This is a genomic window from Pedobacter sp. Leaf176, assembly GCF_001424305.1.
GTDB lineage: Bacteria > Bacteroidota > Bacteroidia > Sphingobacteriales > Sphingobacteriaceae > Pedobacter.
In genome coordinates, this window is sequence record NZ_LMPD01000001.1 from 313,954 (window position 1) to 337,967 (window position 24,014).

Annotated in this window: 16 protein-coding genes and 1 tRNA gene; 13 read left to right on the forward strand and 4 right to left on the reverse strand. The window is 38.8% G+C overall.

The features are described from left to right. Positions 1–116: 116 nt before the first annotated feature. From ASF92_RS01410 to ASF92_RS01420, 3 genes are all read left to right on the forward strand, one after another. Positions 117–1,313 (forward strand): anhydro-N-acetylmuramic acid kinase, encoded by a 1,197-nt coding sequence (locus ASF92_RS01410; protein ID WP_056086748.1) that lies wholly within the window; start codon positions 117–119, stop codon positions 1,311–1,313. 67 nt (positions 1,314–1,380) lie between these two features. Next, positions 1,381–4,518 carry a SusC/RagA family TonB-linked outer membrane protein gene (locus ASF92_RS01415; RefSeq protein ID WP_082489418.1) on the forward strand — a complete coding sequence of 1,046 codons (3,138 nt, stop codon included), beginning with the start codon at positions 1,381–1,383 and terminating at the stop codon, positions 4,516–4,518. A 17-nt stretch (positions 4,519–4,535) separates the two neighbouring features. Beyond that, a complete protein-coding gene (locus ASF92_RS01420; RefSeq protein ID WP_056086752.1) occupies positions 4,536–5,834 on the forward strand; it encodes a RagB/SusD family nutrient uptake outer membrane protein in 1,299 nt (432 codons plus the stop codon). 36 nt (positions 5,835–5,870) lie between these two features. Here the strand turns inward: ASF92_RS01420 and ASF92_RS01425 are convergent, their stop codons facing one another. Then, entirely contained in the window at positions 5,871–6,617 is a 747-nt protein-coding gene (locus tag ASF92_RS01425; RefSeq protein WP_056086755.1) for a DeoR/GlpR family DNA-binding transcription regulator, read from the reverse strand. Between the two features lie 230 nt (positions 6,618–6,847). Between ASF92_RS01425 and ASF92_RS01430 the strand changes: the two genes are divergently transcribed. Genes ASF92_RS01430 through ASF92_RS01440 form a run of 3 tightly spaced genes read left to right on the forward strand, consistent with a single transcriptional unit; the run spans position 6,848 to position 12,329 of the window. Then, complete coding sequence (locus ASF92_RS01430; protein WP_056086758.1) at positions 6,848–9,922, forward strand: SusC/RagA family TonB-linked outer membrane protein; 3,075 nt, start codon at positions 6,848–6,850, stop codon at positions 9,920–9,922. Positions 9,923–9,932: 10 nt separating this feature from the next. Beyond that, on the forward strand, positions 9,933–11,510 hold the full coding sequence (locus ASF92_RS01435; protein ID WP_082489458.1) for a SusD/RagB family nutrient-binding outer membrane lipoprotein: 1,578 nt from the start codon (positions 9,933–9,935) through the stop codon (positions 11,508–11,510). A gap of 12 nt (positions 11,511–11,522) precedes the next feature. After that, a complete protein-coding gene (locus ASF92_RS01440) occupies positions 11,523–12,329 on the forward strand; it encodes a DUF4397 domain-containing protein (RefSeq protein ID WP_082489419.1) in 807 nt (268 codons plus the stop codon). Between the two features lie 156 nt (positions 12,330–12,485). Here ASF92_RS01440 and ASF92_RS01445 read toward each other — a convergent pair whose 3' ends face one another. Next, positions 12,486–13,088, reverse strand: a complete 603-nt coding sequence (locus tag ASF92_RS01445; RefSeq protein ID WP_056086764.1) for a porin family protein — start codon at positions 13,086–13,088, stop codon at positions 12,486–12,488. A 146-nt stretch (positions 13,089–13,234) separates the two neighbouring features. On the opposite strand from ASF92_RS01445, the gene ASF92_RS01450 reads away from it, so the two are divergent. The 4 genes from ASF92_RS01450 (at position 13,235) to ASF92_RS01465 (ending at position 19,328) form a co-directional block, all read left to right on the forward strand. Continuing rightward, positions 13,235–13,450 (forward strand): hypothetical protein, encoded by a 216-nt coding sequence (locus tag ASF92_RS01450; protein ID WP_056086767.1) that lies wholly within the window; start codon positions 13,235–13,237, stop codon positions 13,448–13,450. A gap of 152 nt (positions 13,451–13,602) precedes the next feature. Then, a complete protein-coding gene (locus ASF92_RS01455) occupies positions 13,603–15,294 on the forward strand; it encodes a S41 family peptidase (protein WP_056086769.1) in 1,692 nt (563 codons plus the stop codon). Between the two features lie 17 nt (positions 15,295–15,311). After that, positions 15,312–16,640: an alpha-L-fucosidase gene (locus tag ASF92_RS01460; RefSeq protein WP_056086772.1), complete on the forward strand. Its 1,329-nt coding sequence runs from the start codon at positions 15,312–15,314 to the stop codon at positions 16,638–16,640. Between the two features lie 84 nt (positions 16,641–16,724). Then, on the forward strand, positions 16,725–19,328 hold the full coding sequence (locus ASF92_RS01465; protein WP_056086775.1) for a glycoside hydrolase family 2 TIM barrel-domain containing protein: 2,604 nt from the start codon (positions 16,725–16,727) through the stop codon (positions 19,326–19,328). Positions 19,329–19,404: 76 nt separating this feature from the next. Here ASF92_RS01465 and ASF92_RS01470 read toward each other — a convergent pair whose 3' ends face one another. Together ASF92_RS01470 and ASF92_RS01475 are read right to left on the reverse strand one after the other, a co-directional pair. After that, positions 19,405–19,731 carry a 2Fe-2S iron-sulfur cluster-binding protein gene (locus tag ASF92_RS01470; protein ID WP_029204033.1) on the reverse strand — a complete coding sequence of 109 codons (327 nt, stop codon included), beginning with the start codon at positions 19,729–19,731 and terminating at the stop codon, positions 19,405–19,407. 39 nt (positions 19,732–19,770) lie between these two features. After that, complete coding sequence (locus tag ASF92_RS01475; protein ID WP_056086778.1) at positions 19,771–20,781, reverse strand: NAD(P)/FAD-dependent oxidoreductase; 1,011 nt, start codon at positions 20,779–20,781, stop codon at positions 19,771–19,773. A gap of 292 nt (positions 20,782–21,073) precedes the next feature. Here ASF92_RS01475 and ASF92_RS01480 point away from each other — a divergent pair, with 292 nt between their 5' ends. The 3 genes from ASF92_RS01480 (at position 21,074) to ASF92_RS01495 (ending at position 23,422) form a co-directional block, all read left to right on the forward strand. Beyond that, positions 21,074–21,823 (forward strand): UDP-2,3-diacylglucosamine diphosphatase, encoded by a 750-nt coding sequence (locus ASF92_RS01480; protein ID WP_056086780.1) that lies wholly within the window; start codon positions 21,074–21,076, stop codon positions 21,821–21,823. Between the two features lie 345 nt (positions 21,824–22,168). Then, complete coding sequence (gene prfA, locus ASF92_RS01490; RefSeq protein WP_056086786.1) at positions 22,169–23,242, forward strand: peptide chain release factor 1; 1,074 nt, start codon at positions 22,169–22,171, stop codon at positions 23,240–23,242. Positions 23,243–23,348: 106 nt separating this feature from the next. Then, positions 23,349–23,422, forward strand: a tRNA-Asp gene (locus ASF92_RS01495). The last annotated feature ends 592 nt before the right edge of the window (positions 23,423–24,014 follow it).

Genomic DNA, 24,014 nt, shown 5'->3' on the forward strand with positions numbered 1-24,014 from the left:
GTAAATATAACGAGTTATGACCAATCTTTAACAAAGGTTATTTACTTTTATTGCAAGTATTTGCATTAGTCAACATTACCTGAAATTAAACATTTGATCAATTGTCCTGAATTATTATGAATAAACAAATCCAGAATCTTTATGAAAGGGCTCAAAAGGAGCAGCGTTTAATCATTGGCTTAATGAGTGGAACATCGATGGATGGTTTGGATATTGCGCTTTGTGACGTAACCGGAAGCGGTACGCAAACCCAAATTCAAATATTAGCATTTAAAACCTGGGCGTATAATGATGACTTTAGAACCAAAATTAAAGCCGTTTTTTCGAAAAGAGATGTTGATTTACAGTTGGTTTGCCTGATGAACGAATACATAGCCAATGTTCATGCAGAGTTAATTAATCTGGCATTAAAAGAGTGGGGATACAAAAATGATCAGATAGATTTTATAGCCAGTCATGGACAAACCATTTTTCATTCGCCTAAATCCCTTCATAAATTAACAGATTATCCAAATGGGACAATGCAAATTGGCGATGGTGATCATATTGCAGTTAAAACAGGTATCATTACTTTATCCGATTTCAGGCAGAAACATTTGGCTGGCGGAGGCGAAGGCGCGCCTTTAGCTGTTTATGGAGATTATCTTATTTTTTCAAAGGAAAGCGAAGATAGAGTTATGCTCAACATTGGAGGAATAGCCAACTTTACCTATTTGCCCGGATCCTTAAAAGCAAACGAAATTTTTTCTACAGATGTTGGTCCGGGTAATACTTTGATGGATCAGTATGTTCAAAAACATTACAATATTTTCTACGATAAAAATTCTGAAATAGCATCATCAGGGATACTAAACGAAAAATTACTATCGACTTTACTTAACTGTGGTTTTTTTGATGACGACTTTCCAAAAACGACCGGGCCGGAGTTATTCAATCTTGAGTATTTGCAATCAGCGCAGAAAGCGTCTGCAACAGAAAGTATTGAGAAGGAGCATGTTATGGCAACACTTTGCCATTTCTCTGCCGAAACGATTTCAAACGCCATAAAAAAATGCTTTGGCGCTAATGCTGCTGCAACTGTATTTATGAGTGGTGGTGGAATGCATAATCCACTATTGGCAAGTTTACTGAAAGTTAAGCTGCCGAATTCGGTATTTATGAGCACTGCTGATTTAGGAATAAATCCGGATGCTAAAGAAGCCGTATTGTTTGCAGTTCTTGCTAACGAAACATTGTGCGGAAGCCCAATAAATTTTGGTCAAAGACAGGGTGTACCTTCTATTTGTATGGGTAAAATCAGTCTGCCTGAATAAAATATTTGGTTTGTAATCAATTTTATTAAATTTGCTTCCATCCTAATCCCTACTAATCTTTATTTTTATGGAAAAATTTTACCTTAAATGGTCACCAAGATTTTTTACAGTTTTGATGATCCCATTTCTGCTGCTTTTATTTACAGAAATAGCCGCCGCGCAAGCTAAGCGCTACACCATCACCGGGAAAGTTACTGAGGCGACAACCAAAGAGCCAATTCCCGGGGCAGTTGTGAAGATTCTAAATACAACGCTTACAACAAGTACTACCGCAGACGGAACTTACACTTTCGCTTTAGATTTGCCACCAGGAAAATACCAGGTTCAAATATCTTATGTTGGCTTTAAAACCTTAACACAAACAGCAGATTTAGGCGACAGAGTTCAGGTGCAGCTTAACGGCAGTTTAACTACCGATGCAGTTGGGCTCGATGAGGTAATCGTTACGGGTACCTCGCAAGGAACAACCCGAAAACAATTGGGTAGTTATGTGAGTACGGTGAAAGGTGATGATTTAAATAAAGCGCCGAGTGGAAATGTTTTAACAGCGTTGCAGGGTAAAACTCCGGGCGCGCAAATTAGTCAGAACAATGGAGATCCCGCTGGCGGAATGTCGGTTAGGCTGCGTGGTATAAGTTCTGTTTATTCTTCTTCAGAGCCGCTTTACATCATTGATGGTGTAATTGCAAACAATTCTACAACACGGGTTACCAACACCTCTGGCAACTACGACGGCAATAATTTTGTAGGTTCTATCGGCCAAAACAGAATGGTTGATATCAGCCCATCTGATATTGATCATATTGAAGTTTTGAACGGTGCAGCCGCTGCGGCAATTTATGGTTCGCGGGCAAATGCAGGTGTAATTCAGATTTTTACCAAACGTGGTAAGAGCGGTGCTACCCGGGTTACTTTTAACACCAGTTTGACGATTAGCGAATTGCGAAAACAAATTGAAGTCAATCAGGCGCCAATAAAATTTGGCGGGTCGGTAGATGCTTTTACTCAGGATATCATTCAAACTGTAGGAACTCCACCAGCATTGCTCACCAATACTACGCCAGTTACACGTTATAACTACCAGGATTACATTTTTCAAACTGGGGTAGGTACAGATAATTCTGTTTCAGTTTCTGGTGGCAATGACAATACTAAGTTTTACACCTCGGCAGGTTATTTTAAAAATCAGGGAATTATTAAGAATACGGATTTCACAAGGTATAATTTTAAGGCAAATTTAGATCAGAAAATTAATAACTGGGCAAGGATGACTGCTGGCTTTAATTATGTACATAGTGATGCAAATGAAAAACCAGATGGTAACTCGTTCTTCTCTCCGATGAATTCTGTAACCATTATAGGTAACTTCCACGATATTTTTAAAAGAGACGCTCTTGGCAATCTGCTAGCTGTTGGTGAGCGTGGCCGTGTTAATCCGGTATCGGTGATTGAAGATATTAAGCAGCGCCAATTTTCAAACCGTATAATCGCTAATACGGGTTTAAAGCTAAATCCGGTTAAAAATTTAACAGTTGATTATACAATGGGTGTTGATAATACGATTCAGAACGGTACGACATTCATCCCTCCGTTCGCCTACAACGTAAGTACCGGTTTTTATGGTGGAGGTGCAAGTTTAGATCCTTCTTTAAATGGTTATGCAAGTGCCGCAAATGCCACTACAACCTTATTTAATAACGAGTTAAATTTTACATACGATGCTAAGTTAACATCGCTGTTAAGTTCTACCACTCAACTAGGTGGTTCCTACCAATACCAAAAAGACTTATACAGTTTGCTTAATGGAAGAGGTTTAGCCCCTTTTGTGGAAACTGTAAATGGAGCAAGTTCAATTCTACCAAATAATGATAGAAGATCAGAGTTTTCAATCTCAGGGGCTTACTTACAGCAAAATTTTAAATACAAAGATCACCTTTTTGTAACCGGAGCGGTTCGTGTCGATCAATCGACTGTATTTGGTGAAGATAATCGTACCCAGTATTACTTAAAAGGTAACATCAGTTATGTGCCATCATCTGCCGATTATTGGAAAGATTTTGGTGTAAACTCCTGGTGGAATGCCTTTAAAGTTAGAGCGGCTTATGGCGAATCAGGTAATTTGACCGGTATTGGTCCTTACGATCGTTTTAATGAGTACACTTCAAGCTCTTACATAGGAAAAATTTCACTGGTTTCGAGCGGGCAGCTTGCAAATACCAGCGTTAAACCTGAGCGCCAGAAAGAACTTGAAATAGGTACTGATATGGCCTTCTTTAACAACCGTTTGAGTTTAACATTCAGCTGGTACAATAAAAATGTGAAAGACTTGCTGATTCCGGTGGTTGTAGCGCCAACAACAGGTTTTTCGAGTTTATTGGATAATGCAGGCTCCATTCGTAACCGAGGTTTCGAATTAATGGTAAGCGGAGTTCCATTAAAAACAAAAGACTTTAGCTGGAACACTACTGTTATTTTCAATAGAAACCGGAATAAAGCAGTAGGAACAGGGGGGTTAAGGTTATTGTCTACCAACCCGGGAGCGCCTGTCGCAATTATTGATGGACAGCCAATCGGTGTATTTTATGGAACTTTTTTCGCCCGTAATTCCGACGGAAGTTTGCTCACCAATTCGGCTGGTATTCCTCAGCTAGAAAGGGGTACGCAAACATCAGCAACCAGTTATTTGGTACAACGTGATGCAAATGGCTTACCGGCAGGGACAACTTTACGCAAGGTTCTGGGCGATCCTAATCCGGATTATACCGCATCATTTGTAAATGATTTCACGTATAAAAAACTGAGTTTACACGTTCAGTTAGATGCAGTGCAAGGTGGCGAGGTTTGGAATGCCGACTGGCGTACCAGGCAAGGTGTTGGAAATGGTAAAGTTGCAGAACAAGAAGATTTAGGTTTATTACCGAGAGGTTATATCGCAGGCGTATATGCAACTGAAGAATGGCGTATTGATGATGGCTCTTTTGTAAAACTGAGGGAAATATCTTTAAGCTATAATTTAGGAAAAGTTTCTTTCGTTAAAGATCTTACCTTGAACGTAAGCGGTAGAAATTTATTCAGCTGGGACAATTACAAAGGTTACGATCCGGAGCTAAACTCAGGTGGCCAATCGACTATTTTAAGAAATATTGATTTTGGTTCAGTGCCAATTCCACGCACCTTTTCTTTGGGTTTACAAGCTAAATTTTAATTCCAAAAATTAATTATATGAAAACTATCAACATAAAAAACTTGTCTTTTTTAATAATGATTGCGGCATCATCTCTGCTGTTTTCATGCAAAAAAGAATATAAAGACCCAAATGGGGCAATTGCTGCCGATGTGTTGGCGTCATCAAAAGGGTTAACTGGTGTTTCTGTAGGCTTGCAAAGAGTTTATACAGTGAGCAGACCTGGTTTGCTTTTCAATTCAATTGCTGCTAATGGCTTTGTCACCAATGAAGTGTTTTTACTAAACTCAGGAAATATTCCTGAGCTGCAATTAAGCACAGGAGGAAGTGCCGTGGATGGTACAAACTCAATTCTGTTGAACTTGTGGGCAAATGCAAATAAGATAGTTTATGATGCTGATAATGTGATTTCCAACGCTGCAAATCTTGCAGATAAAAATTATGCTGCAGGCTTAATCGCGTACTCCAGTATTTTCAAAGCCTTGGCAATTGGAAACATGTCTCAATATTGGGAAAGAGTACCTGCCGCAATCGGTTCTAACGTTACGTTTGTAACACGTGTTGAAGGATTTACAAAAGCGATTTCTGTAATTGACAACGCAATTTCTGTAATCGGAGCAAATCCGGTAAGCGCCACATTTTTAGCACAAATTCCAGCAGGTTTAGACATAACGAATACTTTGTATGCCTTAAAAGCCCGGTATGCATTATTTGCAGGAAATTACACCCTCGCTTTGGCTGCTGCCAACCAAGTAGATTTGATAAAAAGGTCGTCATTTAATTTTGATGCCATTACATTGAATCCGATTTTTGAAGTGGCAACATCAACAAACAACGTCTTTCAGCCGACAAACGCCAATTTAGGCTTAACGGGTTCATTTATTCCTGACGCGGCTGATAAACGTATACAATTTTATACTTCTACTGCGGTAATTGCACCAGCTGTACGCATAAGCGGTTTCGGTGCAACGGCCTCAACAGCATTCCCGATTTACCTTCCAGGTGAAATTACGCTAATTAAAGCAGAGGTTTATGCAAGGCAGCCGGATTTAACCAACGCTTTAGCTGAGCTGAATAAAGTAGTAACTAAAACAGCTGCGGGCGATCCGTTCGGCGTTGGTGCAGCCTTGCCTGCTTTAACAGGAACTTTTACCCAGCAGCAGTTATTAGATTTAATTTATAAGAATCGTTGCATTGAATTGTATATGTCTGGTTTAAAACTTGAAGACATGCGAAGATTCGCAAGGCCAACAACGGAGAGAAAGCGGAATTTTTTCCCTTACCCGTTTCAGGAACGTGATAACAACCCAAACACACCTGCGGATCCTGCTTTCTAAAAAATTAAGGGTTCCGAAGCTAATCGGAACCCTTAATTATAAAATATTAAGTTCTTTTACTCTGTAACCCGCAAGCGCATCATGCGCCTCATCCAGTTCTGTAATCAGAAAGCTTATATTTTCAATCGGACAAACCTTTAACCTCAACGAAATATCCAATTTCTCCGAAATGCAAAGTACAGCTGTTTTTTTGGAACAGGCAATCATTGCCTTTTTTAGCTGATTGATTTCCCAATAGGTATCGGTTAACCCGTCTGATGGATGTATGGCACTCGTACCCATCATACATAAATCTGCTTTGATTTCGGAAAGCTGCGTAATTACTTGTCCGCCATAGGTAATCTGTGAGTTTTTTGAGAAAAGTCCTCCAATTAAAATCACTTCGATGTTGTCATACTTGGCTAGTTCCACAGCGACCAAAGGACTTATCGTAAAAAACGTAGCTTCTAGATTTTGAGGGAGTTGCTTCACGAACTCCAGTATCGTAGTGCCCCCACCCGTCAAAACGACCATGCCGTCTTTAACCAATGAAGTCGCCTTCTTCGCGATGCTGATTTTACTATCTCTTGCATAAACTGTACTATCATCAAATGAACTGTGATATGATTTTGAAAGCGCGCCACCATGCACTTTAAACAGTTTTCCTTCATCAACAAGTTCTTGTAAATCTCTTCTGATTGTATCCTCAGAGACAGCTAATAACTGAACCAAATCTGATGTAAGCACTCGGTTGTGCAAATTGATCTGGCGCATAATAAAATCATGACGTTCTTTTTTCAGCATATTGATGTTTGGTTTATACGAATGTAAAAATACTTTCCAATAGTTTGCGTGTTTATGCGGTTTTGTGCAATTTAATGTTGTGGTAGTTGTATAAAATCTTTGTTGTATTGTTCATTTATTAAAAAACATTTATCATATTTACTTTTAAATACTTAGCATGCGTTATTGTGCGTGTTTTGGAACAACAAAAACTAACTAATCACTTCAAACTAATCTTTATCTGGCAGTTTATGAAAAAAAAACTACTATTAATTTTTATCGGCACGTTCTTGTTGCTGGCTCAGGCCTTTGCGCAACAAATAACCGTTACCGGTAAGGTTACGTCATCTGACGGACCCATACCCGGTGTTTCCATTCGAGTTAAAGGAACAACTATAGTTGCTCAGACGACGGGCGATGGCAATTATTCAATTAAAGCGCTGAGAACAGATGTGCTGCAGTTTTCCTATATTGGCTATAAAGGTCAGGAAAAAGCTGTAAATGGTAATGCTATTCTAAATGTAACATTAACTACAGATGCAAGCGATTTAGAAGAGGTTGTTGTTACTGCTTTTGGCATCACAAGAGATAAGAAAGCTTTAGGCTATTCTGCTCAAACAGTAAAAGGAACTGATATTGCACAAACACAGCGTGATAACTTTATTAATGCGTTACAGGGTAGGGTTGCTGGTGCTACAATTACACCTACAAACGGAACGCCTGGTGCGTCGTCTCAGATTATCATACGCGGAGCGGTATCATTAGATGGAGATAACCAACCCTTATTCGTAATTGATGGACTTCCGGTATCTAATAAAACTTTTAGTGAATATAATAAAGTTGGACAAGGAACTTTCAACAGAAATAACGATTACGGAAATCGAGCAATGGATATCAATCCAGAGGAAATTGAGTCGTTAACGATATTGAAAGGACCAGAAGCCTCAGCACTATATGGTACTGATGGCGCATCTGGTGCTGTCGTAATTACCACCAAGCGAGCAAAAGCAGGTACTGCTAGAGTAACATATAACAATTCTTTTCGTGTAGAAAATGTTTATCGTTATCCCGAAGTACAAACGGTATATGGGCCGGGTGTATCCGCTGGTTTTTTGGATGAAGATGTAAGAACTTTCTTTGGTTCAAAATATCCTGCCGGGACTGTTTTTTATGATAACATTGGTAACTTTTACAAAACAGGATTTACGCAAAAACATAATGCTTCAGTAGAAGGCGGGAGTGAAGCGCTGTCCGTAAGGTCAAGTTTGGCTTACACAGATCAGGGGGGTACTTTGCCGGGAACGTCTTACAATTCTATCAACGCTAAATTAACAGGAACATCAAAAATTAGCTCAAAAATTAATGCAAATGCCTCTATCAATTTTATTTCATCTAAAACAAATAAAGCTTTCAAGGGTGCTGGCAGTCCGATGTTGAGTGTTCTAAGTTGGCCAACTGCCGATGATATGAGCAATTATTTAACTGAGAATGGCGATAGAAGGACCATTACGGGTTCTTTTACCGGAGAATTGGATAACCCATATTTTGCATTAAATAAGAACCCTAACACAGAGAAAATTAACAGAGTACTGGCAAACTTTGGCCTCGATTATACCCCAACTAAATGGCTTTCTTTTGCGGCCAGAGCTGGTGCTGATGTTACCAATTTTGAAGCGATGGATGCTTATCATCCTCAGTCTTATGGCTGGGATGGAACCAATGTTGCCGCTGGTGGCACATTGAATACGGTTGTGCAAAATTCTAAATTATACACAGGAAACCTGGTTGCAACTTTGCGTAAGGATTTTGGAAAGTTTAAGCCGGTTTTAAGAATTGGAGCTGATATTAAAGATGATCATTCCATCTCCACAGCTAATAAGGGGACTGGCTTTTTAAAAGCAGATTTTTATAGTTTAAATAATGTCACTTCAACAACAGTTCAAGCATTCTATGCGGATGAGTTAAAAAGGAAAGTGGGTGCTTTCGCAAGTGCTGAATTTGGTTACGATGAATTTTTATACCTCACTTTAACAGGCAGACAGGATTATTCATCTACATTGCCAACAAGTAACCAAAGTTTTTTCTACCCTGCGGCATCTCTGAGTTTTGTTTTTTCAGAGTTAGCACCATTAAAAGATTCGAAATGGTTATCCTTCGGTAAATTAAGAGGATCTTGGGGTCAGTCGGGTAAAGATGCGAGAACAGCTTATATTACTAAAACAAAACTTATAGCCCAACAAACTACAGGCGGTGGATTTGCTGTAGATGCTACTGCAGGAAATCCGGCAATAGAAGCCGAGTTCACAACCTCTCAGGAAATTGGTTTGGAGATGGGTTTCTTTAATAATCGCTTGTCTTTCGATTTCTCATATTATCAATTGTTATCAGAAAAGCAAATTACTGCACCACGTTTAAGTTATGCAACAGGAGCTATTTTAGGCTGGATTAATAGTGGGGAACTAAGGAACAGGGGTTTTGAATTGATATTGAAGGGTACCCCTTTCAAAACTTCAAAATTTTCCTGGGATATTACCGCGAATATTTCAAGAACCAGAGGCAAAATTTTGTCATTACCGGCTGATCAGGACGTATTCTATGTGTCGGATAGTTGGTTAGCAAACAATGTTCGGGCACAGTATGTAGTTGGATCATCTATTTCCGCATTCGCAGGATTCCATTATGTGAAAAACAATGCCGGTCAGTTACTGATAAATCCAACTAACGGGATGCCTATTATTGATCAGACCTTTACTCCTATTGGTGATCGTGCTCCTGATGTTGTAATGGGTTTAACAAATAGCTTCACTTACAAAAATTTTAATCTATCGTTCCTATTAGATATTAGAAAAGGAGGCGATATATACAATGCGACAGATTTATATCTTTATCAGCGGGGTTTATCTAAACTCAGCTTGGATAGGGAGCAACCTCGCATTATTGAAGGCGTATTCAGAGATGGCTTGGAAAATACTGCAAACCCAACAAAAAATAATGTCGTAGTAGTTCCTTATGCTACCAAGACATATTATGATACCTATTATTCAACCGAGGATTTTCTGGAGAGAGAAATCAATTGGATTAGATTGAAGGACATTACATTGAGCTATAATTTACCAAAGGAGATGTTCACTAAGAGTAAAGTTTTTAAAAGCGCGAACATATTCGTAACGGGAACAGATTTACTTTTACTGACCAACTACAAGGGTGTCGACCCATCGGTAAATGGCTTAAGCGCAGCTTCTGGCGGCTTAGGAGGTACAGGAATCGATTATGGTTCTGTGGGATTGCCACGAGGTTATAATTTAGGAGTTAGAGTTGGTTTTTAATAATAAAGAGATGAAAAAGACATATATATTATTTGCCGCAATTGCGACAATGGTCGCTGTATCAAGCTGTAAAAAGTATCTTGATGTAAATACTGATCCTGCTACCCCTCAGGATATAGAAAGCAAAACATTAACACCACCATTATTTTCACAAATGTCAAGAGGTATTGGTTATGATGCCAGATACCTTGGGCCTGTAATTCAGAATTGGGGTTACAGAACTGGTGCTTTTGTAGGGGATGTACATGGTTGGATTGTATCGAGCGATGCAATGGGCGAAATCTGGAGAACAAATTATTATGGTTTGGGTGCAAATTTAAACCTGATTATAGATGATGCAACAAAAACTGAGCAATGGAATTATTTGGCCCTCGCTCAAACTTTAAAGGCCTGGAGTTGGCAAACTACAACTGATTACCATGGAGATATAATTCTTAAGCAAGCATATGAGCCAAATCGATATGTGTTTGATTATGATCCTCAGCAAGATGTGTATGCAGAGGTTGTCAGATTAGCTAATTTGGCAATTACAAACTGGAGCAGAACTGATGGAACAGGTACTGTTGGTAAAATGGCGGCTGCAGATCTAATTTACGCTGGTGATGCCTCAAAGTGGATTAAATTTAATTATGGGATACTAGCATTAAACTTAAACAATCAAATTAATAAGGCATCGTATAATCCGGCAAAAGTTATCGAATATGTAGATAAATCGTTAGCAAGCAATGCAGATAACTTTTTAGTTCCTCATTTAGGTACTAATACTGTAAACGCTAACTTTTTTGGTCCTGTTAGAGGAAACTTAAATAGCTATAGGGTATCGAGATTTATTGTTGGCTTACTAAATGGCCAATATTTTACTGGTACAGCAGGTAATGTTATTGATCCACGTATTTCGACATTAATTACTGCGAGTAACGATGGCCAGTACAGAGGTACAATTCCAGGTCAAGGAGATCCGGCCTCAACGGCTGCCGCATTGCCAACTGCAATAGCGAATCCTTGGGGTTCAATCGGAATTAATTCAGCTACCCCAAGCCCAGGGGCAGGAGGTGGTAAATACTTGTTTAAGGATAATGCTCCAATGCCTATGATGACCTATTCAGAAATGCAATTTGTTAAGGCAGAGGCGGCATTTAGAATGGGTAATGTAAGCTTGGCTTACCAAGCTTACGTTAATGGAATTAGTGCCAGTATTGACTTTGTAAGCGGACTAGGCAATGCTATTACGACTACGCAAAAGACCGCTTACATGAGTAGTGCGTCGGTTAAACAAACTGCAGCCACACTTACTTTAAGGGATATTATGTTGCAGAAATATATTGCAATGTATGGCTATTGTTTTGTGGAGACTTGGTGCGATTTACGTAAGTATAATTATGGTGACGGAGATACTAAAGGCAATAATCCGTATGGCGGGGTATTTGTTTTGCCAACCAACCTGTTTGCAGATAATGGAGGCAAGCCTGCGCAACGCTATCGCCCGCGTTACAATTCTGAATATCTTTGGAATTTAACTGCGCTTAAAAAAATTGGAGGCGATAAGCCAGATTATCATACTTATAAAATGTGGTTTTCAGAACCTTAATCAATTAGTCAAATGAAGAAAATATTATATCTTTTTGTAGTAAGTATGGGTCTATTTACTGCATGTAAAAAGGGTGAGTTGGTTGAAAATACCCCTTACGAATATGTTAATCCAGGTGATACACGTTATTCGTACATAAAAATTTTGAATCTTACTCCTGGAAGCCCGGTTGCAAACTATTACTTAGACGGTGCAAAATTTTCAGGGGGTTTATCATCAACAGGTATTGAAAGTGCGGGCTATACCTACAATGGGCTGTTTCCGGATTTTGGATATGCGGTTACTACACCAGGCTCACATAAATTGACAGCAAAAGTAGTTCCTGCGGCAACAACGGATGCAAATTTGGAGATTTTAAATACAACAATTAATCCTGCGCCTGGTAAATATTATAGTATGTTTACGACTGGGCAATATTCGTCAACTTCTAAAGTAATTCCATCCGTTTTGACCATTGAGGATGTAAAACCAATGTTGGATACTTCCAAGATTTTTGTCAGACTGGTTAATTTAGCGATTGGAGGTCCAAATCTAGACCTTGTTAAGGGAGACCTTGTAACTGGAACAAAGATAATCACTAATGTGGCATACGGTTCTGCATCATCTGGCTGGATTGAAATTCCAAATCCAGGCTCTGGTACCGCACCATCGCAAAACCTCTGGTTTGTAAACTCGCTAACAGGTGTACCAGTAATATCAGTTGCATTTACAAGTGCGTTAACCAAAGGCAGGGCTTATACGATATACTCACGCGGTATTTTCGGAAGCACCGCAACGGCAACATTATACAATGTTACATTCTATACCACATTCTTTTAGAATATAACACTCACCATTTGAAAAACCAGGTCAGTTCTGACTTGGTTTTTTTTTGCCCAGAAACCGAATTGGAACCGGCAGCTCACAGAAGCCTAACCCTCATACAATAAAAAAAGCGGCCAATTGGCCGCTCTTATCCTGTTCTGAATTAAATTATTACAATATCTTAAAGCCTAAACTCAACTGAAATAAGTTAGGTTTTTGGGTATATTTTTCACTTTTGCTTATGTTGGATAAGCCTGCTTCATAACGTAAATCAACAGAGATGGAGCCCACGTCAATGCCAGCACCTGCCTGAATGCCCAACGCTTGGTTTTTATAGTTGTCGAAATCTGTCGCTTGCTGATAAGCAGAATTGAAGCTGGAGTTTTCATCTAAAACGAATGAGATAACCGGACCAGCCATTACTCTGAAATTTAATTTATTTGAACCAAACTTTGTCCCTAATAAAACGGGGATATCCAGGGTCGTGAATTTTACCTTGCCTTCTGCTGCAATTTCCGTGTTGTTATTATTGGTGAAGCTGATGAACTTGTTGCCTTTGCTCCCAATATACGCCTCTGGTTGTACATAGAAACTGGCACCGCCAATTCGGGCCCAGGCACCAATCTGGTAACCTAGCCGGTTTTCCTCACTAGCAAAATCAGCATTTATTTTAGCCAGGTTTACACCCGCTTTAACACCGAGATTAAATGTTTGCGCATGTGACGTTAGCCAACCCGCAGTCAGGATAACAATAGAGAAGATAAGTTTTTTCATTGTGTTTAAGTTTAAGGATAAATTTGTTTATAACGTACATTTAACACAATTATCATGCTAAAGTGAATTAGAATTTATCTTTTTGTTCTCATTAAACACAGCAATCAGCGTAAATATTTTTACTTTTGTAGCAAATCAATTAAAAGATGGCAAACTTCCAGTTAACAAAAGATAATGCAGAGAAAGTTAAAATTAAGTTTTTAAGAAAATATCGTGATCTTGTTGCTGAGCCATTGGATTTTACACCTGGTAAAGAAGATAAATTGGTTGAAGACATTATGCGCCTGGTTAAACGCGATCGTACTTATGTCGAATTCACGCTTCAAAAAGCACTGGCCGATACAAAGGGTAACAGACTTTAGTTTCATCTCCCCAGCAGCTAACGGTTAAATTACTTATTTAAAAGGTATAGCCTGTTTTTAATCTTTATCCCTTTTTGTACATTTACAGGTACATTAATCAAATCCCGTGGTAAGGTTATATTTTCCTTACTCAAGGATATTAAATTCAAGGGATGAAGAAATTTAAATACTTGATTCTTGCAGCAGTTTCATGCATTGCAATTTTATTCTTTTCTTTTAAGGAAGACTTATTCCTGGTGTCTAAAAATCTGGATATTTTTGCTTCTCTGTATAGGGAAATTAATATAAACTATGTAGACGAAACCAGTGCGCCGGAATTGATGAAAACGGGTATTGACGCCATGTTGGAAAGCCTGGATCCTTACACAGAATATGTTCCAGAATCAGAAATAGAAGATTACAAACTTAAATACATCAGTACGCAGTATGGTGGTATTGGTGCAGGAACGGTTATCATTGATGGAAAGCTTTTTGTAAATGAAGTAAGCGAAGGCTATGCAGCTAATAAGTCGGATGTGAAAGCCGGGGATCAGGTTATAAAAATTAATAACATCGAGATTAAAGGAAAAGACCGCGCTCAAATCAGTCAGTTACTCCGCGGACCAAAAGGAACTCCGGTTGATTTAACCATCATTCGCGATGGAAAGGAAATTTCAAAAAAGATAACCCGCGAAGAGATAAAACAGCCTAATGTGTCATATTTCGGAATGGTTGGTGATGGCATTGGCTACATTCGCTTAGATAAATTTCTTGAGAATTCTGGACAAGAAGTCAAGGATGCACTTATTAGTCTGAATAAAGAAAATCCAAAAGGAATCGTACTTGATTTGAGAAATAATGGTGGTGGTATTTTACAGGAAGCAGTTAAGATTGTAAATCTTTTTGTTGATAAAGATCAGCTTATAGTAACTCAAAAAGGCAAAAACACGGCCAAAACTATTACATACAAAACGCAATTGCCGCCGGTTTCACCTTCCGTTCCGCTAGTGGTTTTGGTTAATGGAAATTCAGCTTCAGCTTCCGAAATAGTTGCCGGTTCGTTACAGGATTTAGATAGGGCTATTGTAATTGGTCAGCGTAGTTATGGAAAAGGATTGGTTCAGCAAACATTTAATTTGCCTTATAACAGCCTGGTCAAAGTTACTGTAGCCAAATATTATACCCCTTCCGGAAGATGCATTCAAAAACTGGATTACACACACAAAAATGCCGATGGCATTGCCGAGCGTTTTGCCGATTCTACAATATCGATGTATCAAACCAAAGCCGGTAGAAATGTTTACAGTGGCAATGGCGTATATCCTGATATTTTTGTCGATGTGGATAAACTGAGCCCGATTACAATTACTATGCTCAACAAAAATCTGTTTTTTAATTATGCCAATTTATATAAAAAAGAAAAACCAATTGTTGCATCCCCGAAAACCTTTCAGATTTCGGATGCAGATTATGTTGCCTTCGCCAGTTCTCTGGCAGATAAAGATTTAAGTTATCAAAGCAGAACGGAGCGCCTATTAACCGAATTGCGATATGAAGCTGATAAAGAAAACAAAACCACGGAAGTGAAAGCAGATTTGGAAAATCTAAAAAATAAGTTGATATCGGCAAAAAAAGCAGATTTAGCGAATCACAAAGCTGAAATAAAAAGAGTGTTGGAAACACAAATCATCAGCCGCTATTTTTATGAAAAAGGGCGAATCGAACAAAGTTTTCAGTACGATAAGGAGTTGGCCGCTGCAAAATCCGTATTTAATAATCAAACACAAATGCTGGCCATTTTAAAAGGCAATGGTAATTATAAAGTAATAGGGAAGCCTGTTAAAGAAAACGTACATGTAGATTAAACCTCCATCAATTATCCATGAAAAAACTTTTACTGTTAGGCTTCGTTTTATTATTCTTTGCCCGTTTAGAAGCGCAGGAATATGTTCCTTCCGAATCAAATCTAAAACAACGAGCCTGGTTTTCTGATGCCCGGTTTGGTTTGTTTATTCATTGGGGTCCATTTAGCATTCCGGGCAGCGGTGAATGGGTAATGAACGAAAGAAAAGTAACTGTCAAAAATTACAGTCGTTTAGAAAAATTTTTTAATCCAATTGATTTTGATGCGGCTAAATGGGTAAGCACTGCGAAAAATGCCGGTATGAAATACATTACCCTGATTACAAGACATCATGATGGCTTCAGTATGTGGGATACAAAATATTCCGATTTCAGCATCATGAACACGCCTTACAAAAAGGACATTGTTAAAATGATGGCTGATGAATGCCAAAAGCAAGGTATTAAGCTGTATTTGTATTATTCTTTGCTCGACTGGCGCCGTGAGGATTACCCTCACGAAACAGGTAAAACAGGGCAGTTTAGTGGACGCAAAGGCCATGGAGACTATGCCAGCTACCTTCAATTTATGAAAAACCAGCTTACCGAGTTGTTGACTAACTATGGTGAAATCGGAGGAATCTGGTTTGATGGTCATTGGGACCAAACTGCACCGGAAGGTGCCGCAGACAGGAGCTCACGTATTGATTGGAAATATAATGAGCTTTATGGTTTAATACACAAACTTCAGCCTCAATGCATGATTGGTAATAACCACCATATGTCTCCTTTTCCAGGAGAAGATTTCCAGATGTTTGAGCAAGATTTACCTGGAGAGAACAAATCCGGGCTCAGTTTTCAGGAAGCAAGTAACCATTTGCCTTTGGAAGCCTGTATTACAATAAATGGCTCCTGGGGCTTCAACTTAACAGATACCAGCTATAAAAATATAACGAATTTGATCCATACATTGGTAAAATCAAGCAATTTAGGTACGAATTTATTACTCAACATCGGACCAATGCCAAACGGGGAAATCCAGCCTGAATTTACGGACCGTTTGAACGGAATTGGCGAGTGGTTAAGAGTTTACGGGGAAAGTATTTATGGCACAAAAGCTGGCTTCATAAAATCACAAAATTGGGGAAGTGTAACTCAAAAAGCCGGTAAAGTTTATATACACATTTTCGATAGCAAAAATACATCTGTTTTCTTTGATAGGTTTCCGTTCAGGAAAATCGGAAAAGCTTACCTTTTAAAAGATGGAACACCGGTTAAGTACAGTTTAAAAAATGGTTCAGCAGACATCCAAACAGGTTTTATGAATAAGGAAATCGATAATGTAATCGTTTTGGAGGTTGCTGAATAAGAGTAGATTTTGTTAATAGTCACTGTAGTGGTGATTCATTTTAACGATAATTTGCTTTCTTTGTGCTCCTTAACAACAAACTAAATGAGAAAATTACTTGTCCTTTTATTTTGGTTCTGCAGTTTCATTGCTAGCGCCCAAAACAGTTATGAATTAAATTCTGGTTGGGTTTGTGCCAATATCAAAGATGTAAACTCTACCGGAAATCTAATTTCAGATCAGCGCTTTTCGTTGAGTAGCTGGATGACCGCTACCGTTCCCGGAACGGTTTTAACCACCATGTTAAACAACAAAAAGATTCCCGACCCTTTTTATGGGATGAATAACGAAAAAATTCCTGACGTTTATAAAACTGGTAGCGATTATTACACCTATTGGTTTGTTAAGGATTTCCAGGAAAAAGCATCAGGCAATGAGCAGGTATGGCTTGAGTTCCGTGGAATCAATTATAAAGCCGATGTTTATCTGAATGGTAAAAAAGTTAATCAGAAGGTTATAGAAGGGATGCATTTGCGTTCTAAATTTAACATTACAAAATTGCTGTCTCCGATAGGAAAGAACCGATTAGCTGTTATTGTTCGTCCGCCCGATGTAGTAGGGAATCCTAACGGTGGCCAGGGCGGCGATGGAACGATTGCTAAGGGCTTAACCACTCAATATACCGCAGGCTGGGATTGGATTCAACCAACTCGCGACAGGAATACCGGAATTTGGGATAAAGTAACTGTTGAAAAAACAGGGGGGATAGACCTTAAAAATCCACATGTGGTAACGCTGTTACCCGGCAAACGCTTGGTAGATGGAAAACAAAAGGCTGCAACTATTAAAGTATCCGTTGAAGTAGAAAATCCAACAGATAAAGCTATGGCCGGCATTTTGGAGTACCAATTCGGCGAACAAACCGTACAAAAGCAAGTTAACATCAAGGCAAATCAAAATGCAGAAATATCATTTCCCGATTTGATTCTTCAGAATCCAAAATTATGGTGGCCGAGCGGATATGGTGAGCAACATTTGTATGATACCAAAATTAGATTCATCAGCAATGCGAAAATAATAGACCAGGAAAATCTTAAAGTTGGCGTCCGACAGATTGATAATATCTGGAATGAACAAACCAAAAGTATGGGCGCTTATGTTAACGGACAAAAAATATTTATTAAGGGCGGAAACTGGATCATCTCCGATGCGATGCTGCGTTTCAGCGATGCACGATATGATGCTGAAGTTCGTTACCATAAGGATATGAACCTGAATTTGATTCGGATTTGGGGGGGAGCAATTCTTGAACGGCCTGAGTTTTACAATGCTTGCGACAAATATGGGTTGTTGGTTTTCCAGGATTTTTGGTTTAGCGGAGATTGTAATGGAAGATGGGTAGACCCAATGAAAAAGGAAGACCAATGGACAAGGAGAAAATATCCTGATAACCACAATCTGGTTTTAACCGCGATAGAAGACCAGGTAAAAATGATTAGAAACCACGCTTCATTAGCCTTTTGGTGTGGCGGAAATGAAATTACACCGCCTGAAGATATTCTTCAGCCGATGAAGAACGATATTCTCCCGCGCTTAGATGGTACACGCATACTTTTTGATTTTTCAAACAGCGATGAAATGTCTTTTAATTCATTGGGTGGTAATGGCGACGGACCGTATGGTATCCAAAATCCGGTGAGTTTCTGGTCAACTAAAACCTTTCCTTACAATTCTGAAGTAGGTTCTGTCGGCGTCGGCGATTATGAGTCGCTGGAAAGATTTATCCCGAAGGAAAATATGATTTCGCCTCAATTTAAAGAGAAACCGGATTCTGTTTGGGATTACCATAAATATATTGGTTACGATGAACATATTAATCCTTACGGGAAAGCCAGGGATGCCAAAGATTTTGCAATGAAAGCACAGTTGGTTAATTATGATCAGTACAGGGCTTTGATGGAAGGTTTTTCATCACACATGTGGGAGTGGTATACAGGCTCTATTATCTGGAAAACCCAGAACCCATGGACCGCAATGCGCGGCCAGATGTACGATTACTATCTTGACCCGAATGCTTGTTTATATGGTTTGAGAAAAGGAAGTGAGCCACTTCATATAATGATGAACCCGGTGGATAGCATGGTCACTGTGGTTAATAATGGCTTTACAAATCGTGATAATTTAATGATTCAGGCGAAGGCTTACGACATGGATGGTAAAGATTATTTCTACTCACAGGTTTTTAATTCTATCGGTGCTTCTTCTGTTCGCAGGTTTTTCCCTTTGAATGATTTTTTAAAGAAGCTTGATAAAAAAGAAGGTGTTTTTGTTTCATTGCGAATTCTAAACGAAAATCAGAAAATTTTGAGTGAGAATTTATATTGGTTGCCATCAAAAGACGGGGAATACAAAGGTTTACAAAAAATGAAATCTGTTTCTCCAAGAGTTGAAGCTGTAGAAAAAGTTAGTGGAAAAATTATAGTCACGCTGAGCAACAGCAAAGATAATCCGATAGCGTTTTTTAATCGAATTGCATTGATCGATGCCGTGTCGGGTAAGCGGATTTTGCCTGCTTTTTATGATGATAATTACATCAGTATTTTGCCTGGTGAAAGCAAAACGATAACCGTTGAATATACTGGTAAAGAAAAAACAGCTGTTGAAGTTTATGGATGGAATGTTGATAGAAAAAGGGTAGAAGTTAACTAAGTCGTGATGTCTGAAAAGCTGAAATAAAAAAAGCGATGCTAATGCATCGCTTTTTTTTATTTTACGTATTTTTCAATTAGCTCACGCCATGAAGTTTAACTTTCAAGCCGTCCATGTTGTTATTCAGCTGTAACTGGCAGGCCAAACGTGAATTCGGCAATAAATCCGGTAGCGTATCTAACATTGCGTATTCATCATCTGTCATTTCGTTTAGCTTCTCTTCACCCTCGAGCACATCCACACAACAGGTTGCACAAAGAGCCATCCCGCCACAAGTAGCTAAAATATCGTATTCTGAAGCCTTTAAAAACTCCATTAAACTTAAGCCCATGTCGGTTGGTGCTTCGTGGGGAGTAACAGAACCATCCGGCTCCTGCATGTATATCGTGATGTTGTTTTCCATTTGCTCGTTTATATCGAATGCAAATATAAAATAAACTACTTAAAATTCTGAAACTCCGTTTACGGTTGTATACTTCATGGTGTATTTGACGCCCGGATTCATATAGGAATAAGCGCTGTGGCTCATCAATGCCGCCTCATGGAATCCGCAAAGAATCAATTTTAATTTATTTGTATACGTGTTGATATCACCAATTGCGTAAATCCCAGGGATATTTGTAGAGTAATCATCCGTATTTACCTCAATTGCACTTTTACTGATGTTTAAGTTCCAGTCTTCAATTGGGCCTAATTTAGGGCTCAAACCAAATAAAGGAATTAAATGGTCTGCTTCCACAACTGACTTTTCCATGGTGCGATTTTGCACAATTTCAACCTGCTCCAGCTTATCCGTTCCGTGAACCGCTTGCAAGTTGCTGTTTAAAACAAGGTTAATTTTTCCGCTTTCTGCTAATGCCATCACTTTAGCAACCGAATCAGGTGCGCCTCTAAAACTTTCGCTCCGGTGTACCAGCGTTAATTCAGAACAAACATCAGCTAAATAAATCGTCCAATCCAAAGCAGAATCACCACCGCCCGCAATAACCATTTTCTGATCACGGTATTTTTCGGGGTCAAGAATCATGTAATTCACGCCTTTGCCATTCTCGAAATTCTCCAGATTTTCTACCGCTGGCTTACGAGGTTCGAAACAACCCAAGCCTCCTGCAATAACAATAACCTTTGCTTCGATTACTGTTCCCATATTTGTCGTTAAAACGAAGTCAGCTTCACCACGCTTTTCCAGGCCTTCAATACGCTCGCCTAAAGTAAATGATGGGTGGAAAGGTTTTGCCTGTTCCATCAAATTATCAATAAGCTCCTGAGCTAAAACAGAAGGATATCCAGGAATATCATATATCGGTTTTTTAGGGTAAATTTCAGAAAGCTGACCACCAACCTGCGGAAGATAATCAATCAGATGGCAACGCATTTTTAATAAACCGGCTTCAAAAATGGCAAATAAACCAACCGGACCAGCGCCTATTACGGCTATATCAGTAGAAATCATTCAAAAAAAATTTTAAAGCAAAGTTACAAAATAAACCATTATCAATATTCTTATTTAGAAATATTCCAGATAATTCTGTAAAGTGATTATTTTCAGTATTTTATATGTTTAAATGAATTGATAGCAAAAATTAAAAGTGTTTGATTGATTAAAACAAATTATAATTGGTCTATGGATTTAATAGAAATAATGGCAGATTTTACAGATTTATTTTTCTTTTTCTAATGAATCTTTTGCTCTTTGTTCTTCGTTCTTTAGTCTTTCCGCTTTTTCCTTACCTTTGAAACTATACATGAGTAAAAATATATATTTCGCTTCTGATTTCCATTTAGGCACACCAAACTATAGCGAGAGTCGTACCCGTGAGCATCGAATTGTAAGATGGCTTAATTTCATAGAACCCACTTGTTCCGAGTTATTCCTTATTGGTGATATTTTCGACTTTTGGTTCGAGTATGAAAAGGTAGTTCCGAAAGGCTTTATTCGTTTACAGGGAAAATTGGCGTCGATGGCAGACTCCGGCATTAAAATCTACTTTTTTAAGGGTAACCATGACATGTGGGTACGCGATTACTTTACCAAAGAAATCGGTATGGAAGTTATAAGTGACGAAATGATTATGGAACGGGCTGGGAAAAAATTTTACTTACACCACGGAGACGGACTTGGCCCGGGAGATAGAAAATATAAATTTCTACGCAAAATTTTTAGAAGTCCGCTTTGTCAATGGTTATTTGCAAGATTGCATCCTAATTTAGGAATTGGTATAGCGAGTGGATGGAGCAAAAGCAGCAGGGCTGCGAGTAACCCTGAAGAAGTTTTTTTTGGCGTAAACTACGAATGGCTTGCCGTTTACTCGAAAAACATTTTACAGAGAGAGTATTTTGATTATTTTATCTACGGACACAGGCATTTGCCTATGGATTTGGATTTAGGCGGAGGAAGCCATTACGTAAATACTGGCGAATGGCTGAAATATAATTCTTACGCTGTATTTGATGGCGTGGAGTTGAAGCTGGAATATTTTAAAGAGCCTTCCTAAGAAATTCTATATCATGCTTGCTGTCAACAGCGTTTTCAACTTTTGGAAAGCAATGTCTGTCTCTGCAATCTATGTCCACCGCGCTCTACATCATAGTTCCAATTGGAAAAGATCGGCAGCTGCCATTTCATTCTTTTTTAGTTATGCGGGTTTTTATTACAATTATGGCTTGCAAAGCGCCTTGAGAACTTTCCTTTTTGTTTGCGTAAGTCCGTTATTTTCAGAAATTAATTTTCATTTTCCTTTGATTTACTGCCCTAAAACTAATTCAGCTTTTTTACTTATTTTTGCATTCCTTAATTTTTTGCTGAAACAAATTTTAAGGAATTCAATTTTAATAATAATATGTTAGATAAATTAGAAGCGATTAAGCAACGTTGGGAGGATGTGGAAGAGCAATTGAGTAATCCGGATGTGATTCAGGATATGAAACGTTTTGCGGCTTTAAACAAAGAATATAAAGATTTAGGCAAAATTGTAGATGAATACAAAATCTACAAAAATGTAATGAGTAATATCGATGCAAACAAAGAGATCTTAACTGTTGAAAAAGATCCTGAAATGCGTGATATGGCAAAAGAGGAGCTCGATCTGCTTTTAAAACAACAGGAAGAAATGGAGAGCAGCATTCGCCTGATGTTGATTCCTAAAGATCCTGAAGATGCTAAAAATGCGGTATTTGAAATCCGCGGCGGTACCGGCGGAGATGAAGCTGCGCTATTTGCTGGTGATTTATATCGCATGTACACACGCTACTTTGAAACTAAAGGCTGGCGTGTGGAGACAGTTGATGTTACAGAGGGTACCGCAGGCGGATATAAAGAGGTTATTTTAAAAGTTAGTGGCGATGATGTTTATGGTCAGTTAAAGTATGAAAGTGGCGTACACCGCGTTCAACGCGTTCCTGATACCGAAACTCAGGGTCGAGTGCATACGTCTGCTGCTTCAGTGGCTGTGTTGCCGGAGGCAGAGGAAATTGATTTATACATTAATCCTGCCGACATCGAATTACAGACATCACGTTCTGGCGGTGCGGGTGGGCAAAATGTAAATAAGGTTGAGACCAAAGTACAGTTAACGCATAAGCCATCGGGCATTGTTGTAGTTTGCCAGCAGGAGCGTTCTCAATTGGGTAACCGGGTCATCGCAATGGAGATGCTGCGTAGCAAGCTTTATGATATTGAATTACAGAAGAAAAATGGTGATATTGCCGCTAAACGTAAAACAATGGTATCTACCGGAGACCGTTCGGCAAAAATCAGAACCTATAACTATCCGCAGGGTCGTGTAACTGAACACCGCATTGGATTAACCATGTATAACCTGCCTGCCATAATGGATGGAGACATTCAGGAGATTATTGATGCACTTCAATTTGCAGAAAATGCGGAGAAGATGCAAGAAGGTGCTGTAAGTTAGGGGTTTATAATTTTTTTAAAAAAAAGTTTGCGAATAACGATTTTGTCTCTATATTTGCAACCTCGAAAGGGGAAAGAGGTTTAAACTTTTAAAAAGTAAACAAAACGGAGTGGTAGTTCAGCTGGTTAGAATGCCTGCCTGTCACGCAGGAGGTCGCGGGTTCGAGTCCCGTCCATTCCGCGAAAATAGTTTTAAAATAAACTAAAAGCCTGTAAATTAAATTTACAGGCTTTTTCGTTTTCTGAAAACATCAAATTATTAATTTTTGGATTAAGGGGAAAAGTTGAGGGGATATTGTTGGGTTAACGCACAGAATGTCTACTGGAAATCATATCAAGCCCAATAGTTTTAGGATTCCCACGTGTAAGAGAGAAGATACCAGCATTTTAAATGCTTATTTAGATAAGCTGGGAGTCAAAGGCAATGGCTCTGCATCAGGTCCTGACTACGGAAGAAGAAACCGTAACTGCAGAACAGTAATAGACCGCTTCATAGGTAAAGCCTGATGTCAAGAACCCTGATAACTTTCATTGTAGATTAAAAGCGGTAAATAATCTTTTTCAATGCGTCAACTGCCCTTACTGAGCCAATTTTCGATAGGATTATATCCGTCTTGCTTTCTAGGCTTTATGCCGATGTATTCTGTGCATTAGTGCAATGAAATTTTCTCAAATTTGATGACAAAATTTCTTGGGTTGTAAGAGTAAACTATGCAAGGTTTTAATAATTTAAGCCTCAATTTGGATGCTTGGCTCAACTGCAATTATCGACG

Bases quoted from the DNA above. Each gene is read 5' to 3' on its own strand.
- ASF92_RS01425 (WP_056086755.1), bottom strand. From the start codon at position 6,617: ATGCTGAAAAAAGAACGTCATGATTTTATTATGCGCCAGATCAATTTG.
- ASF92_RS01435 (WP_082489458.1), top strand. From the start codon at position 9,933: ATGAAAAAGACATATATATTATTTGCCGCAATTGCGACAATGGTCGCT.
- ASF92_RS01475 (WP_056086778.1), bottom strand. From the start codon at position 20,781: ATGATTTCTACTGATATAGCCGTAATAGGCGCTGGTCCGGTTGGTTTA.
- ASF92_RS01410 (WP_056086748.1), top strand. From the start codon at position 117: ATGAATAAACAAATCCAGAATCTTTATGAAAGGGCTCAAAAGGAGCAG.
- ASF92_RS01420 (WP_056086752.1), top strand. From the start codon at position 4,536: ATGAAAACTATCAACATAAAAAACTTGTCTTTTTTAATAATGATTGCG.
- ASF92_RS01455 (WP_056086769.1), top strand. From the start codon at position 13,603: ATGAAGAAATTTAAATACTTGATTCTTGCAGCAGTTTCATGCATTGCA.
- ASF92_RS01415 (WP_082489418.1), top strand. From the start codon at position 1,381: ATGGAAAAATTTTACCTTAAATGGTCACCAAGATTTTTTACAGTTTTG.
- ASF92_RS01450 (WP_056086767.1), top strand. From the start codon at position 13,235: ATGGCAAACTTCCAGTTAACAAAAGATAATGCAGAGAAAGTTAAAATT.
- ASF92_RS01445 (WP_056086764.1), bottom strand. From the start codon at position 13,088: ATGAAAAAACTTATCTTCTCTATTGTTATCCTGACTGCGGGTTGGCTA.
- ASF92_RS01430 (WP_056086758.1), top strand. From the start codon at position 6,848: ATGAAAAAAAAACTACTATTAATTTTTATCGGCACGTTCTTGTTGCTG.
- ASF92_RS01470 (WP_029204033.1), bottom strand. From the start codon at position 19,731: ATGGAAAACAACATCACGATATACATGCAGGAGCCGGATGGTTCTGTT.
- ASF92_RS01460 (WP_056086772.1), top strand. From the start codon at position 15,312: ATGAAAAAACTTTTACTGTTAGGCTTCGTTTTATTATTCTTTGCCCGT.
- ASF92_RS01465 (WP_056086775.1), top strand. From the start codon at position 16,725: ATGAGAAAATTACTTGTCCTTTTATTTTGGTTCTGCAGTTTCATTGCT.
- ASF92_RS01440 (WP_082489419.1), top strand. From the start codon at position 11,523: ATGAAGAAAATATTATATCTTTTTGTAGTAAGTATGGGTCTATTTACT.
- prfA (WP_056086786.1), top strand. From the start codon at position 22,169: ATGTTAGATAAATTAGAAGCGATTAAGCAACGTTGGGAGGATGTGGAA.
- ASF92_RS01480 (WP_056086780.1), top strand. From the start codon at position 21,074: ATGAGTAAAAATATATATTTCGCTTCTGATTTCCATTTAGGCACACCA.